Source organism: Anoxybacillus andreesenii, from assembly GCF_030813005.1.
Classification (GTDB): Bacteria; Bacillota; Bacilli; order Bacillales; family Cytobacillaceae; genus Robertmurraya; species Robertmurraya andreesenii.
This window is the reverse complement of sequence record NZ_JAUSTU010000010.1, coordinates 97,454-112,151: the sequence shown is the minus strand read 5'-3', so window position 1 is coordinate 112,151 and position 14,698 is coordinate 97,454. Positions and strand designations below refer to the sequence as shown.

17 protein-coding genes and 1 other annotated feature (1 of these 18 only partly in view) are annotated in these 14,698 nt (G+C 41.1%); all 17 genes read left to right on the top strand.

What is annotated here, in order from left to right; translation table 11 throughout:
- Positions 1-3: 3 nt before the first annotated feature.
- The 17 genes from J2S07_RS12000 (at position 4) to J2S07_RS11920 (ending at position 14,491) form a co-directional block, all read left to right on the top strand.
- On the top strand, positions 4-453 hold the full coding sequence (locus J2S07_RS12000; protein ID WP_307150645.1) for a prepilin-type N-terminal cleavage/methylation domain-containing protein: 450 nt from the start codon (positions 4-6) through the stop codon (positions 451-453).
- 14 nt (positions 454-467) lie between these two features.
- Positions 468-1,217 carry a prepilin peptidase gene (locus J2S07_RS11995; RefSeq protein WP_307150644.1) on the top strand — a complete coding sequence of 250 codons (750 nt, stop codon included), beginning with the start codon at positions 468-470 and terminating at the stop codon, positions 1,215-1,217.
- Positions 1,218-1,228: 11 nt separating this feature from the next.
- Positions 1,229-2,218: a type IV pilus biogenesis protein PilM gene (gene pilM / locus J2S07_RS11990; protein ID WP_307150643.1), complete on the top strand. Its 990-nt coding sequence runs from the start codon at positions 1,229-1,231 to the stop codon at positions 2,216-2,218.
- Between the two features lie 3 nt (positions 2,219-2,221).
- The gene (locus tag J2S07_RS11985) at positions 2,222-2,875 is read left to right on the top strand and encodes a PilN domain-containing protein (RefSeq protein ID WP_307150642.1); all 654 of its coding nucleotides are present in this window, start codon (positions 2,222-2,224) and stop codon (positions 2,873-2,875) included.
- Positions 2,872-3,915: a LysM peptidoglycan-binding domain-containing protein gene (locus J2S07_RS11980; protein ID WP_307150641.1), complete on the top strand. Its 1,044-nt coding sequence runs from the start codon at positions 2,872-2,874 to the stop codon at positions 3,913-3,915. The genes J2S07_RS11985 and J2S07_RS11980 overlap by 4 nt, the downstream gene beginning before the upstream one ends.
- Before the next feature lie 110 nt (positions 3,916-4,025).
- Positions 4,026-5,069: a hypothetical protein gene (locus tag J2S07_RS11975; protein WP_307150640.1), complete on the top strand. Its 1,044-nt coding sequence runs from the start codon at positions 4,026-4,028 to the stop codon at positions 5,067-5,069.
- Between the two features lie 134 nt (positions 5,070-5,203).
- On the top strand, positions 5,204-5,332 hold the full coding sequence (locus J2S07_RS11970) for a hypothetical protein (protein WP_307150639.1): 129 nt from the start codon (positions 5,204-5,206) through the stop codon (positions 5,330-5,332).
- 117 nt (positions 5,333-5,449) lie between these two features.
- Positions 5,450-6,022, top strand: coding sequence for a Maf family protein (locus J2S07_RS11965; RefSeq protein ID WP_307150690.1), 573 nt, complete (start codon positions 5,450-5,452; stop codon positions 6,020-6,022).
- Positions 6,023-6,075: 53 nt separating this feature from the next.
- Positions 6,076-6,747, top strand: a complete 672-nt coding sequence (gene radC, locus J2S07_RS11960; RefSeq protein ID WP_370872819.1) for a RadC family protein — start codon at positions 6,076-6,078, stop codon at positions 6,745-6,747.
- 249 nt (positions 6,748-6,996) lie between these two features.
- Positions 6,997-8,019, top strand: coding sequence for a rod shape-determining protein (locus J2S07_RS11955; RefSeq protein WP_307150637.1), 1,023 nt, complete (start codon positions 6,997-6,999; stop codon positions 8,017-8,019).
- A gap of 155 nt (positions 8,020-8,174) precedes the next feature.
- Complete coding sequence (mreC, locus tag J2S07_RS11950; protein ID WP_307150636.1) at positions 8,175-9,068, top strand: rod shape-determining protein MreC; 894 nt, start codon at positions 8,175-8,177, stop codon at positions 9,066-9,068.
- Complete coding sequence (gene mreD, locus J2S07_RS11945) at positions 9,065-9,586, top strand: rod shape-determining protein MreD (RefSeq protein WP_307150635.1); 522 nt, start codon at positions 9,065-9,067, stop codon at positions 9,584-9,586. Before mreC ends, mreD begins: the two co-directional genes overlap by 4 nt.
- A gap of 84 nt (positions 9,587-9,670) precedes the next feature.
- The gene (gene minC, locus J2S07_RS11940; protein WP_307150634.1) at positions 9,671-10,351 is read left to right on the top strand and encodes a septum site-determining protein MinC; all 681 of its coding nucleotides are present in this window, start codon (positions 9,671-9,673) and stop codon (positions 10,349-10,351) included.
- A gap of 1 nt (position 10,352) precedes the next feature.
- Complete coding sequence (gene minD / locus J2S07_RS11935) at positions 10,353-11,156, top strand: septum site-determining protein MinD (RefSeq protein WP_307150633.1); 804 nt, start codon at positions 10,353-10,355, stop codon at positions 11,154-11,156.
- Between the two features lie 204 nt (positions 11,157-11,360).
- Complete coding sequence (locus J2S07_RS11930) at positions 11,361-12,131, top strand: M23 family metallopeptidase (RefSeq protein WP_307150632.1); 771 nt, start codon at positions 11,361-11,363, stop codon at positions 12,129-12,131.
- Complete coding sequence (locus tag J2S07_RS11925; RefSeq protein ID WP_307150631.1) at positions 12,124-12,990, top strand: M50 family metallopeptidase; 867 nt, start codon at positions 12,124-12,126, stop codon at positions 12,988-12,990. The genes J2S07_RS11930 and J2S07_RS11925 overlap by 8 nt, the downstream gene beginning before the upstream one ends.
- A gap of 43 nt (positions 12,991-13,033) precedes the next feature.
- Positions 13,034-14,491 (top strand): Rne/Rng family ribonuclease, encoded by a 1,458-nt coding sequence (locus J2S07_RS11920; RefSeq protein ID WP_307150630.1) that lies wholly within the window; start codon positions 13,034-13,036, stop codon positions 14,489-14,491.
- Positions 14,492-14,633: 142 nt separating this feature from the next.
- Positions 14,634-14,698: a sequence feature (ribosomal protein L21 leader region), on the top strand (it continues 29 nt past the right edge of the window).

The window sequence follows — 14,698 nt, the reverse complement described above, 5'->3', positions numbered from 1 at the left end:
GTCATGATGAAGAATTTGAAGAAGCGACTGAAGGACCAGAGAGGCTTGACTTTGGTGGAATTATTGGCGGTAGTTGTAATTTTGGGGATCATTGCGGCGATTGCAGTTCCTGCAATTGGTGGCCTAATAGATAATACAAAGAAAGATGCGATTATCGCAAATGCTCAACAAATGGTTAATTCCGCAAAAACTGCTATAGCATCTGAACGAGATGTTGAGGGTGCAGATAATAAGATTACTATGAAAGAATTAATTGATGGTGGATATTTAGAAATTTCTGAAGATCCCGATACTAAAAAACCATATACTACTGCAAACCAAAATAGTTCTTATGTTATTGTGGAAAAAGACTCTAGTGGAAAGATTACAGGTTATAAAGTTATGATTAAGGGTAAGCGTGGCTTAGACAGAGAGCTTTCGGCAAATAGTATAACTAGAAAAAATATTAAATAATAGCCGATTAAAAGATGTATTTATTAATATTTATTTATTCATTACTCTTTGGTTCATTTTTTAACGTAGTAGGCCTACGAGTCCCATTAAAAAAATCAATCATAGCACCACGCTCAGCCTGTCCGAACTGCAACCATCAGCTGAAGGCATATGAGCTTATCCCAGTGCTATCCTATGTAATCCAAGGGGGGAAATGCCGTCAATGTAAGGCGGGTATTTCCCCTATCTATCCACTTGTGGAACTGATGACAGGGTTACTTTTCGTGTCAGCTCCACTCGTGTTAGGCTGGACGGCTGAGTTATTTGTCGCTTGGACGCTTATCTCTCTGTTTATGATTATCTTCGTATCAGATATTAATTATATGCTCATCCCTGATAAAATCTTACTTGTGTTTGCGGGGATTTTTTTATTAGAACGGATTTTTATTCCACTTACACCATGGTGGGATTCAATCCTAGGTGCAACCATTGCCTTTTCCCTTCTTCTCCTAATTGCAATTGTCAGTAAGGGAGGAATGGGCGGAGGCGATATCAAGCTAATGGCATTAGTGGGCTTTGTTGTTGGAACAAAGGTTATGCTTTTATCATTTTTTCTTGCTACTCTTTTTGGTGCAGTTTTTGGAGTGTTTGGTCTATTATTCAAGATCGTAAAACGCAGCAAGCCGATTCCATTTGGGCCCTTTATTGCGGCTGGAACGATCACGGCTTATTATTTTTATGAAGAAATTGTGAATACGTATCTACAATTACTAGCTAGCTTTTAAGGAGTCATTCTATGAATTTATCCTTATTTTCTCGAAAAGATCGTGTTGTTAATATAATCATCAATGATCATTCTATTCGCTATCTTGAGTTAAAGCAGGCGAAGCCTCCGATTCCCTATAAATGGGGCGAGCGATTACTCCCGACAGGGCTGATCACCAATGGGAAGATTAATGACTTTGAGACGCTAGCCAATATTCTAGAGGAATGTGTCAATGATTGGAAGCTTCGTAATCGACAGGTTCGTTTTTTAATTCCTGAATCCTTTGTCATAGTCAGAAAGGTTTCCATTCCTGCGGAAGTGAAGGATGATGAGATTAAAGGCTATCTTTATTTAGAGCTGGGCACGAGTATTCATCTACCATTTGATGAACCAGTCTTTGATGCGGTTGTGCTTTCAAAGGATAAGGAGAAAAAAGAGATTCTTATCTTTGCAGCCCAGGAGGACAATGTCATTGAGTATAGCAATCTTTTATCTGAGGCGAAGCTTGAACCAGTAGCGGCCGAGGTCTCACCTTTAGCCATCTACCGACTTTACCATCATTTACAACAAGCGGGGAAAGAGGAAGATCTCCTCATTGTGCAGTTTGGATTAAATGATGTGAATATCTGTATCTTTGAAAATACGATTCCGTTTTTCATGCATCATTTGCCATTGGAATTTGATGAAAAGCAATGGGACAAGAAGCTCAACCGGAATGGGAATTATGATTTAGTTTACATTGGTGAACAGTCGAGTTTGTCGTTTCAGCTTGAGGATACCTATAAAGAAATCAATCGTCTGATGGATTTTTATCGCTATTCGCTGCATCAAGGAAAGAAGCAGGTCTCCAAGATCTTATTGGATGGGGATCATCCAATGCTTGCACAAATAAAGAAGGACCTCGAGGGCCGATTTGATGTGCCATTAGAAACGATTGCTTATCAGGAACAAGTTTCACTTGAACAAGATTTTTCTTATAAATACTACCTTGCGTTAGGGCTGGCATTAAAAGGGGTGTAAGACATGCTTGTAGAAATTAACCTTTTACCGCAAAAAGAAGCAAAGAATAAATCCCTTTTCTTGCTTGCAATCATTTCAGCTGCAATCCTCCTTATTGGTGGATTTTTTGTCTATTGGTTTAATCGGACTTATGAGAATAAGATAGCCAATTTGGAGCAGCAGATCGCTACAACGGAGCAGTTAGTGGCCAATGAGCAGCAAAAGGTTATGAATTATGAAGCTTCAAACTCCCTCACTGAACTTGAAAATACGGTAAAATGGGCCGAGGATTATCCACTTAAGACAGTTCCTATTCTACAAAAATTGACCGAACTACTTCCAGAAAGAGGATTTCTCCAAAGCTTTACGTATGAGGGAATAGGAGTTGTAAAATTTACGATTCAGTTTGAAACCAGCCGCGATGCAGCTTACTATCTGAATGCATTGATCGAATCCAAATGGGTGCTAGACGCGAAGCTCAATCAGCTTGATGCCGTAACGAGTTTCTATGACAGGACGATTGGAGAAACCGATAACGGTCCGAACGAGAGTGAACTGAAGAACGAAAAATATATTCCACGTTATCATGGTGAATATGAAGTGGAGTTAAAAAGAGATGTTTTGAAGGAAGAAGCCAGTGCAGAAACCTCCGATGAACAAGGGGGCGAAGGTGAATGAATCTGAAATTGCCAAGCAACAACAAAGTAACGATAGCCGCTTTGATATTCACGATGATTGTTTTATTTGTTGCCCTGTTCTTTTTCCTTCTTTACCCAAAAATGAAGGAAATACCTATAAAGGAATCAGAGCTTAAGTCACAGGAGCAAATTCTTTCTGTTCTGCAAGGAAAAATAACGAATACGAACTCTAACACTTTTCAGAGCACGGTTGCTTTACAGAAAAAGGTACCAGTCAAGCCCTTATCTCAACAACTGCTGCTAGATATTGAGAAGGCCGAGGTTGTTTCCGGGAGCTTTGTGGTCAATATGGTTTTTGAAGATGGTGAAGTGACCGAAGAGGAAGCTGGACAGGTGGAGGAAAAAGAAGAGGAAACGAACGATCAAACAACAACATCGGAAGGTACGAGTGAGGAACCAGCTGAAACTGGGGAGCAAGATACCTCTATGGAAGATAATCAAAAGAAAGAAGCCATTCCACTTCCTACGGGTGTGAAAAAGATATCGATCACCCTAAATGTTGAGTCCCCAAGCTATTTTGAATTTGAAAAGTTTATTCAGATTCTCGAAAGTTCTGAACGGATCACGGTTATGGAAGCGATCGATTTTACTGCTGGTGAAGAGATTATTGATTACGAACAGACTGAAAAACCTTTAAGCTATCAGGTGAAACTATCTGCCTTCTATATGCCAAGTCTTTTAGATCTGATCGATAGTCTACCAAAAATGCAAACGCCAGAGCCGGCAAAGAAGAAAAACCCTTTTAGCAAGTTTGGAGATGTTACGAACTCATCGAAAACAAACTCTGGATCACAAACAACCACAGTTGATTCGAATAATGACTCAAAGACAGAAGCGAAAACAGATACTAATTCCGATGAATATACGGTACAAACGGGAGATCATCTAACAAAAATTGCGAAGAAATTCTATCAAACAGACTTTAAAGAGGGAATTAGATTAATCAAGGAAGCAAACAATTTGAAAGATGATGTTATTCGTCCGGGACAGGTTCTGAAGATTCCTGTGCTAAACCAATAAAAAATTTGACGAAAATCTCTATAACAAGACGACAAAAGTCTTGTTATTTTTTTTTGTCTTTATGCTATGGTTGATGAAAACCTGCATTCGACCTGGAAGGAGGACAAGCTTTGGAGAAGCCAGGAAATCATAAAACGATCACCATTAAAATTAACGGGAATGAACGATCCCACGATAAAGGGAGAAAACCTGAAAAACCTGAAATCGAGGAGACTCGCTATCGGAATATCGAACCTATTTCCGTAAAAGAGGCAGCTGCAGGTCAAGAGGCGCAAGATGAGGATGAATTTGATTGGATTCTACCTGAGCTGGAAGATACGGAAGAATGGATAGAATACAAAATCCCTAATAAAAAGAAAGTAAGTAAGGGAAAAAGCTATCAGCCATTTTCAAATGGTAAGAAAACTTCAAATAAAAAGAGCATGCTCCCTTCTGTTTTCTTAACGGTTTTTCTCGCTGTTGTAATAGGCTCTAGCTTTGGAATTTTGCTGTTGAAGATGGTGATTTCCGACAAAATACTAGAGGTTGATAAATCTCCAGCTGTAGAAGAACCAAATTCTGAGCAGGCTGCTGGGGCAGACGTAACCTCTCTTGAATTGCCAGCCATAACGGGTTACATCATTCAGGGTGGGGTATTTTCCAATGTTGAAGCAGCTACCTCGGAATCTGCTACTATTACCAACCTCGGTATTCCAACCAAGATAATGGAAATGGATGAAAAAGCGTATTTGTTTGTGGGAATTGCTGATAATCTTCCTAATGCAAAATCCATAGGAGAAAAGCTAAAAGGAATCGGGATTGAGACCTATGCAAAGGAATCTAGCTTCGGTGGTGGCACAATTCAAAAGCTAAATGATTCAGAAAAGAAACTGCTCGAACAAGCCCCTGACTTTTATCAAACTCTTGCCAATATCAGTGCAACTGCAAGCCTTTCTAGTGCGATTCCTGCTGATGCAGTCGCCTCCCTTACGACTCAATTCGAAACATGGAAAGGGATAAAAGGGATAGAAAACAAAGCTCTTCAAGAATTAAAAACAGAGCTTGAGCAAGCCGTCGCCGCTATTAACAGCTACAACGACAAAAAAGATGCGAAGCTCCTCACGAAAATTCAACAGCATTTGCTGAATTTTCTAGCCATCTATCACGCATTATAGATTCTGTTGTCAAATATTCTCTTAAAAACAATTATTTTCTGGGAAATAAGTCTCTACTTTGAAATGAAGATAGCCAATCTTAAAATCAGGAGTCTGTTCATCGTTAAGCAGGCTCTTTTTCAGGTGGTACCTCTATGGTCAGTGATCAGCGGGTGCCGCTAGTGAACATTTATCTAAATTTGTCCATCTCTGGTAGAGAGAAAAGGGAATTTGATATTTATATTTGGCGAAACCTTTCAGTCATGAAGATCGTCTTATTCTAGGACGAAAAAGTTTGCGAAGTGAGAAAAAATTCAATTGGAAATTGTCTGTTAGGGGAATATTTGTTACGATGGAGATGTATCTCCTTTTTGAAACAAATAGTAAGGTTAGGTGATTTCATGCAGACCCTCATTTTAGCCTCTTCTTCTCCACGACGAAAAGAACTTCTTGAAAGTCTACATTTAACATTTGAAGTCTCCAGCAGTGATGTTGATGAGTCCTTTCAATCTGAATGGACCCCTGAAGAAATTGTCATGGAGTTGGCACGGAGAAAAGCCCAGTATGTTGCAAAACAGCATCCATCTGCCTATGTCATTGGTTCTGACACGATCGTTGTCGCAGATGGACAAGTTCTCGGGAAGCCCAAATCTGAGCAAGAAGCGGTAGCGATGCTTGAGAGCTTATCGGGACGTACCCATGCAGTCTATACGGGTGTAACAATTATTTCCCCAACAGAACACACTCATTTTTTTGAAAAAACGGATGTTGAGTTTTGGGAGTTAACTGCGGATGAAATTCTAAGCTATGTTGACACCAAAGAGCCCTTAGATAAGGCAGGAGCCTATGGAATACAAGGGTATGGAAGATTGCTAGTAAAAAGAATTAACGGAGACTACTATTCGGTTGTAGGCTTGCCTCTATCAAAGACCATTCGAGAATTAAAAAAGCTAGGGTTTCAACTTCCCTTTTAACCTCCTAGAGCTCATTTAGAGAAGGAGGAAAAGGATTGCAAGCAGAAACATTAATGATTCGAGATTTCCCTGCGGAGGAGCGGCCCAGGGAAAGGTTCGAGCAAAATGGCCCAGAAAGTCTATCCAATCATGAATTAATTGCCATTTTATTAAGAACAGGAACAAAGGAAGAATCGGTCCTACAGCTTTCAAATCGTCTTCTAACGAATTTTGAGGGCTTAAGATTATTAAAAGATGCTACCTTAGATGAAATAACGGCTATAAAAGGGATTGGAAAAGCAAAAGCTATACAAGTACTCGCCGCTGTTGAAATTGGTAGAAGAATCTCAAACCTAACCTACGATGACCGCTATGTTATTCGTACCCCGGAAGATGGTGCCAACTATGTCATGAACGACATGAGATTCTTGGCTCAGGAGCATTTTGTCTGCCTCTATTTGAATACAAAGAATCAAGTCCTGCATAAGAAAACGGTGTTTATCGGGAGTCTAAATGCTTCGATCGTTCATCCCCGCGAGGTATTTAAAGAGGCCCTCCGGCGTTCGGCTGCATCTGTTATTTGCTTTCATAACCACCCTAGCGGAGACCCAGCGCCTAGTCGAGAGGATATCGAGGTGACCAAACGCCTCGTGGAATCTGGGAAAATCCTTGGCATTGAACTTTTGGATCATGTCATCATCGGGGAAAATAAGTTCGTCAGTCTGAAGGAAAAAGGATATTTGTAAAAAAGAGAAATGACTTTGCTACACAAAATGCTTAATAGGGACAATAGCTTTTGGAATGAAAATTTCTGACCGTAACCTTATAATAAGAATGGATTACACTATGATTTTGAACATCGTTAGGCTATAATATAGTTTGTGATTTTGGACCGGTTCATGATGGAAATGAATTTGTTTGAATGATGCATGGAAACTACTCTAATATGAGCACTTGATGCTTTTACGATTTGTTCTAGAAAGGGAGATACAGCTATGTTTGGAATGGGAACAAAAGACCTTGGGATAGATTTAGGAACGGCGAACACGCTTGTGTATGTGAAGGGAAAAGGAGTCGTTGTTCGCGAGCCTTCCGTTGTGGCGCTACAAACGGATACAAAGGATATCGTTGCGGTTGGAAATGATGCCAAAAATATGATCGGGCGAACACCTGGCAATGTGGTGGCGCTAAGACCGATGAAGGATGGCGTAATTGCAGATTATGAGACGACAGCTACGATGATGAAGCATTTCATCAAACAAGCTGTGAAAACGAGCGGCATTTTCTCAAGCAAGCCGTATGTCATGGTATGTGTACCGTCAGGAATTACGGCTGTTGAAGAGCGTGCGGTCATCGATGCTACTCGTCAGGCTGGTGCAAAGGATGCCTATACGATCGAGGAGCCATTTGCAGCGGCAATCGGTGCCAATCTTCCTGTTTGGGAGCCGACCGGCAGTATGGTTGTTGATATTGGTGGAGGCACGACAGAGGTGGCGATCATTTCACTTGGAGGAATCGTGACAAGTCAATCCGTGCGTGTTGCAGGAGACGAAATGGACAATGCGATTGTCAATTACATAAGGAAGACATACAATCTTATGATCGGTGACAGAACATCTGAGGCGATTAAGGTGGAGATCGGTAGCGCAGGCGACCCAGAAGGAATTGAGAACATGGAGATTCGCGGTCGTGATTTGTTAACGGGGCTCCCTAAGACCATTGAAATCACAGCAGAGGAAATTGCTAAGGCGCTTGGAGATACAGTCGATGCCATTGTTGATGGGGTTAAGGCAACATTGGAGAAGACTCCTCCAGAGCTTGCGGCTGATATTATGGATCGTGGCATTGTCTTAACAGGTGGCGGTGCGCTCCTTCGAAATCTGGATAAGGTGATTAGTGAAGAAACCAATATGCCAGTCTTGATTGCAGAGAATCCTCTTGATTGTGTGGCTATTGGTACTGGTAAAGCATTGGATAATATCAATTTGTTCAAAAATCGGGCAAAGGAATCCCGCTAAGAAAGAGGCGGCCGCTTTAGGTCTCCTCCCTCTTTTTTCAATTTATTTGTAGGCGGCTCTATGAAAATAGTATCGATGCCTGCTTTAACTCTTCAATGAAGCAGCTTCTATCAACAGGATGGGCCATTAATTTTGTTATAAATGAGGTGTAACGAGTGCCACAGTTCTTTTTGAATAAACGCCTGATTTTTTTGCTTATCAGTATTATTATTCTCGTGGCATTAATTGGATTTTCGTTAAGAGACCGAGAAGAACTAACCGTGCCTGAGCAATTCTTGAAGGATACGACCGGATGGATTCAAAATGTATTTGCGAAGCCACAAAGCTATGTGTCAGGAATATTTGCAGACCTAAAGGATCTGCAGAATACATATTCCGAAAATAAGGAGCTCAAATCCCGATTAGATGAAATGGCGAAGCTTGAGGCAGATGTTCAGCAGTTAACAAAGGAAAATGACGAGCTTAGAGAAATCTTGGATAAAAAGGAAACGTTGAGAGATTATTCCCCAATTCAAGCGACGGTGATCGGTAGAAATCCTGACCGCTGGCATGAGCTTCTCATTATTAATAAGGGAAAAGTGAATGGCATCAAGGCCAATATGGCGGTTGTCACAGCGAACGGATTAATCGGCAAGGTAAAAAGCACACAGCAATTTACCTCAACGGTTCAGCTTTTGAGTGCTCTGGACCCGACGAATCGGATTTCCGCCGAAATCCAAGGGAAAGAGGCAGGGAAAGAATCGTTCTATGGGACAATTGAAGGCTATGATGAGGAACGGGAATTATTGAAGCTAAAAAGGATTCCATTTGATGCCAAAATAGAAAAGGGTCAAACTGTCATTACCTCTGGTTTAGGAGGGATTTTTCCTGAAGGATTGCCGATTGGGAAGGTGGTTGATGTCGAGCCAGATGAATTTGGTTTAAATCAAACCGCCTATGTGAAGCCTGGAGCAAACTTTTATGACATTCGAAATGTGATGGTTGTCAAAAGGGAAATGGCTCAGCCTGACTTAAGCGATATGATTGATGATGAGGAGGAGGAACTGTGAAAAAATTTCTTCTTCCTCTTTTATTCATATTCATTTTTATTTTTGAAAGTATTTTTGTTCAGTCCTTACCTGCAGAAGTTTTTCATGGTGAACGTATTCTTGTTCCGCACTTCTTAATCATTGCGATACTATTTTTGACCTTGTATGGCGATTCGAAACAGGGGATACTATATGGATTGTCCTTTGGACTATTATTTGATGTTGTCTACACAGAAGTTCTTGGCATCTATTTATTCTTATTTCCCTTAATCGCTTATATTTGTGCAAAAATCATGAGAATCCTTCAAACAAATATTGTCGTTGTTTCGATCATCTCACTGCTCGGGGTCGCGCTCCTTGAGCTTGGGGTTTATGAGATGAACTTCTTAATTAACAAGACCGATATGAGCTTTTCGTTCTATGCACAATATCGATTGTTACCCACTCTCATCTTGAATCTGACATTTATTATTCTCTTTTCATATCCGTTAAAGCGACTTTCAGAAAAATATGTCGCTTACTTGAATAAAGAAAAATGAAAAGAATGATCTTTATAAAGGACTTTTTGCTAGTTTTGTCGAATACCTTTCACATGCTTGTTCTTACGAGGTGAACATCTTGTTATGAAGAAAACACAGAATGTCCTAATAAAAGGGACAAAAGATGGATTAATATTGCATTTAGATGATCAATGCTCCTACGAGGATTTGAAAAAGGAGCTTCTTGATAAGCTTACGGAGAATCAGCGGGTCCATAAGGATTACCCGCTGATTACTGTGAGCTTCAAAATAGGAAATAGATATTTAACAGATGAACAAAAGGAAGAGCTAAGAACATTAATTCGACAAGAGAAGAACTTAGTGGTTGGCAATATTGATTCGAATGTTCTAACAAAAACAGAAGTAGAGAAGATGATGAAAGAAGAGGAAATCGTCTCCGTTGCCCGAATTGTGCGCTCGGGTCAGGTGCTCGAGGCTACGGGTGATCTGCTTCTAATTGGCGATGTGAACCCCGGCGGGAAGGTGGTAGCGGGGGGAAATATTTATGTGATGGGAGCATTGAGAGGGATTGCTCATGCAGGGGTATACGGTAATCAGGATGCCGTTATCTCAGCATCTGTTATGAAGCCCTCTCAAATTAGGATTAGTGACGTGATTACGAGAGCACCTGATGTCTTCTTGGACGATGATAAAAGAGAAATGGAATGTGCATACATAGGTGAAAATGGCCAAATAATGATTGATAGATTACAAGTCTTGATGCATCTGAGACCTAATTTAAACAGATTGGAAGGGGGACACTAAAGTGGGAGAAGCAATAGTGATTACATCTGGAAAAGGTGGCGTTGGAAAGACAACCACTTCTGCGAATATTGGTACAGCTTTGGCCCTTCAAGGAAAAAGAGTTTGTTTAGTAGACACAGATATAGGTTTAAGAAATTTGGATGTTATCATGGGTCTTGAAAACCGCATCATCTATGATTTAGTGGATGTTGTGGAAGGACGATGCAAAATCCATCAAGCACTTGTAAAGGACAAGCGTTTTGAGGATCTTCTCTATCTATTGCCGGCAGCACAAACGAGCGATAAGACGGCTGTTACTCCTGAGCAAATGAAAGAGCTTGTCGATTCCCTGAAGCAGGACTATGATTATGTGATTATCGATTGTCCAGCGGGGATTGAGCATGGCTATCGAAATGCTGTTGCGGGTGCGGATAAGGCGATTGTTGTGACCACACCTGAGGTGTCGGCTGTACGTGATGCCGATCGAATCATCGGTCTGTTAGAAAAAGAGGAGAATGTGGAACCTCCTAAATTAGTAATTAATCGGATTCGCAGTCACATGATGAAAAATGGGGATATGCTCGATGTGGATGAAATCACGACACATCTTTCGATCGATTTAATCGGGATTGTCGCAGACGACGACGAAGTGATCAAGGCTTCCAATCACGGAGAGCCTATTGCCCTAAATCCGAACAGCAAGGCTTCTATTGCCTACCGCAATATTGCCCGTCGTATTCTAGGGGAATCTGTGCCACTCCAGCCCCTTGACGAGGAGCAAAGAGGCGTCTTTTCAAAACTAAAAAAGTTCTTTGGAGTAAAATAAACAACCGGGGAGAAAATCCTCGGTTTTTTTGTTTTCTGAAAATGGTACCTGGTACCGCTCGTGGACATTTTGCTAATTTTGTCCGTATGGGGTGGACAGTGATCAGCCCAAAAACAAATCTTCAGCCGCTATTCTTCTTTGTCATATCTACGGTGGACAACTCATAGACTTGTACAAAAAGGTTAAAGGGATTGGTGGGTATGCATGTCTAGTAGGGATGATATTAGAAGGAGAATAGCCAAGCGCAAGCGTGAAAGAGAAAGACTTTCCAAAAACCTTCATCATAATCAAATGATGATCGTGGAAGACGAAGAAAGATATGGATTCGAAAAAGTATCTTCCTATGAAGGTGGGCCGGGAGATAGCGGCCACCCCCTTTTCAATAAAGAGGTTTTTCTTTTTAAGATTTTGGGCTCTGCTTGCTTGGTGCTTGTGCTGGCGATTATTTTTCGAAGTGGCTCAGATTCTTTGCAGCCAATAAAGAGCTTTGTTACCAAATCGATGGAGCAGGATTTTCAATTTACGGCTGTGGCAGATTGGTATGAGAATCAATTTGGAAAGCCTCTTGCCCTTCTTCCAACCAATCAAAAGGAAGAGAACGAACCGAATTTGAATCAAGAATATGCCCTTCCTGCTGCTGCAAGGATTTTAGAGGATTTTGGTGAAAACGGGCAAAAAATCACGATAGAAACGGAAAAGGACGCAGCGGTTGCTGCCATGAGTGAGGGGCGTGTCCGTTTTGTTGGAGAAGAGGAAGGCTTCGGCAAAACGGTGATCATTCAGCATGCCGATAAAAGCGAGACCTGGTACGGGAATCTCGCATCCATTGATGTGAATCTTTATGAGTTTGTTAAGAAAGGGGCTAGTGTGGGAGTGGCATCCGACGCTGGCGACGGCACGAAAGGAACATTTTATTTTGCCATTAAAAAAGGGGATGACTTTATTGACCCGATTCAGGTGATCCAATTTGACTAACTTTCTTTCGCTCATGAAAAAAATATATATTCATCCATTATTATGGGTTGTTATGGCTATTGCTGTTGCGACTGCACACTTTATTGAATTATCCCTCCTGCTATTTTTAATTTTCATTCATGAAATGGGACATGCGGTCGCAGCATCTTTTTTTTCGTGGAGGCTAAAAAAAATCTCCCTCCTTCCTTTTGGTGGAGTTGCGGAAATGGATGAGCACGGAAACCGTCCCCTTAAAGAGGAAGCCATTGTCACCTTAGCTGGCCCCGTTCAGCATGTATGGCTAATCGTGGTGGGGAGTGGTCTATATCAGTTGAACCTCATGTCGGAGTATATTTACTCGCTCTTTATTCAATACAATTTAATGATTTTTATTTTTAACATGCTTCCGATCTGGCCGTTGGATGGTGGGAAAATTCTCTTTTTATGGCTTAGTTTAAGGGAATCGTTTCCAAAAGCTTTTCAAAGAACCTTAAGCCTTTCGATTTTCGCTGTGTCTATTTTTGCATTTTGTATCCTATTAATCGAGCCAATGAATTTGAATGTTTGGATTGTTATCGCATTTATTCTATTCACGTTATATTATGAATGGAAGCAGAGCCGCTATGTCTTTCTTCGTTTTTTAATGGAGCGATATTATGGGAATTCAAATGAACTTCGCACATTAAAGCCCTTGGTGGTTGAGGAGGATGACTTGGTCATTCATGTATTGGAGCAATTTCAGCGCGGCTGTAAGCACCCGATCATTATTGAAAAGGATGGAAAGGAAACGGGAATCCTAGATGAAAATGAACTCCTTCACGCCTACTTTGCTGAAAAACAATTAACGGCAAAGGTTGGAGATTTGCTCTACCTTTATTGATAGAGGATAATAATAGAGAGTGAATAGGTGAGGGGTTATTTTTTTGAATACATTAGTTGTTAACGTAATGGGAAGAGAAAAAAGATATGCATTATTAAAAAATAATAGGCTTGAAAAGCTTGTGATCGAGCAGCCCGAGCAGCAATCAATCGTTGGAGGAATCTATTTTGGCGTTGTCGAAAAGATTCTTCCAGGGTTGAATGCTGCTTTTATCAATATCGGGCTTGAAAAGAATGGGTTTCTGCATCGAGATAAGCTGCCTTCTTTTGCGGCTAAAAGAGAGGATAAAAGCATATCATCCTATCTGCATCAAGGAGAGCGTATTCTCGTGCAGGTGGAAAAGGATGCGACAGGTGACAAGGGTCCAAGGCTGACGGGAATGGTGGAATTTCCTGGGGAAATGCTCGTGTATTCTCCGAAAGGGGGCAGTGTAGCAGTTTCGAAAAAAATCGAGGACTCAGATGTAAGGGAGAAGTGGCGTCAGTTTGGGTATGCCCATAGGCTGAAGGAGGAAGGAATTCTATTTAGAACGGCCTGTATTGGGCAAGATGAGAAGGATGTATTGGCTGAGCTAGTTTGGTTGCGAGGGCAATATGAACAGATCATGCACACTGCTAAGTCAATGAAAAAACCAGGTTTGATTTTTGAGAAAAATTCATTTTTAGATCGTTTGACTGAAGACATGAGGAAAATGGCTTCTGGACAGGTTATCGTCGATACGCTGGAAATGAAGAATGAGCTTCTTCTCATCAATCAGAATGAACAAATTGAAATTTTGTTTCATCAAGCAAAGGAGAATATTTTTTCCACCTATCAGATAGAATATGAGCCTGAAAACCTCTTGAAGAGAGTGGTTTGGCTTGAGAATGGCGCTTATTTGGTTTTTGATGAGGCGGAAGCGCTGACGATTATCGATGTGAATACTGGCAAGTTTTCTGGAAAACAGGAGCGGCACGACACGGTCTTAAAAACCAATCAATTGGCAGCGGAGGAAATTGCCCGTCAGATTCGCTTGCGGGATTTATCTGGGATGATCTTGGTCGACTTTATCGACATGAAGAATGTTGAAGACCGGAATAGGGTACAAAGGAAACTTGAAGCTACACTTGGCTTTGATGAGAAAAGAACAAGAATTGTTGGTTATACTTCCCTCGGTGTTTTACAAATGACGCGAAAAAAACAGAAGGTTTCTATTTCTGAAACATTAACGAGCACCTGTAAGATATGTGAGGGGACGGGGAAGGTATTGAGCGCGGAGACCATTGCCTTCCAGCTTGAGCGGGAGCTCCTCGAACAGAGGGGAAATGCAGAAGAGGCGATCCTGATTGAGACAACCGATGAAGTGAAGGACATCTTAATAGGAGAGCAAAAAGTTCATCAGCGCAGACTTGAAGAAATTATTGGCTTGAAGCTCTATTTCTCCGTGAAAGAAGCATCAAAGCCGTTTTATGCTATTAGACAAATCGGCAATTTGGCGGACATCAAAGGCAGAGCCGATTAAGGTCGAGTGTCCACTCCACACGGACATTTTTGGCATTTTGTCCACGGGCGGTACCAGGTACCAATGAAAAAGATAAGGACCGAAATGATATTGACACTAGCCTTTCTCTATGATAATATTTTGATGTTATGTTTGTAGCGCACCCGTGCTACAACCGCACAGAATAGGTTATGAAGTGATTGTTGATTGTTGATTGTTGTAGCAATA

Bases quoted from the DNA above. Each gene is read 5' to 3' on its own strand.
- pilM (WP_307150643.1), top strand. From the start codon at position 1,229: ATGAATTTATCCTTATTTTCTCGAAAAGATCGTGTTGTTAATATAATC.
- J2S07_RS12000 (WP_307150645.1), top strand. From the start codon at position 4: ATGATGAAGAATTTGAAGAAGCGACTGAAGGACCAGAGAGGCTTGACT.
- J2S07_RS11965 (WP_307150690.1), top strand. From the start codon at position 5,450: ATGCAGACCCTCATTTTAGCCTCTTCTTCTCCACGACGAAAAGAACTT.
- J2S07_RS11995 (WP_307150644.1), top strand. From the start codon at position 468: ATGTATTTATTAATATTTATTTATTCATTACTCTTTGGTTCATTTTTT.
- J2S07_RS11955 (WP_307150637.1), top strand. From the start codon at position 6,997: ATGTTTGGAATGGGAACAAAAGACCTTGGGATAGATTTAGGAACGGCG.
- J2S07_RS11980 (WP_307150641.1), top strand. From the start codon at position 2,872: ATGAATCTGAAATTGCCAAGCAACAACAAAGTAACGATAGCCGCTTTG.
- J2S07_RS11970 (WP_307150639.1), top strand. From the start codon at position 5,204: ATGGTCAGTGATCAGCGGGTGCCGCTAGTGAACATTTATCTAAATTTG.
- radC (WP_370872819.1), top strand. From the start codon at position 6,076: ATGATTCGAGATTTCCCTGCGGAGGAGCGGCCCAGGGAAAGGTTCGAG.
- J2S07_RS11930 (WP_307150632.1), top strand. From the start codon at position 11,361: ATGTCTAGTAGGGATGATATTAGAAGGAGAATAGCCAAGCGCAAGCGT.
- J2S07_RS11985 (WP_307150642.1), top strand. From the start codon at position 2,222: ATGCTTGTAGAAATTAACCTTTTACCGCAAAAAGAAGCAAAGAATAAA.
- minC (WP_307150634.1), top strand. From the start codon at position 9,671: ATGAAGAAAACACAGAATGTCCTAATAAAAGGGACAAAAGATGGATTA.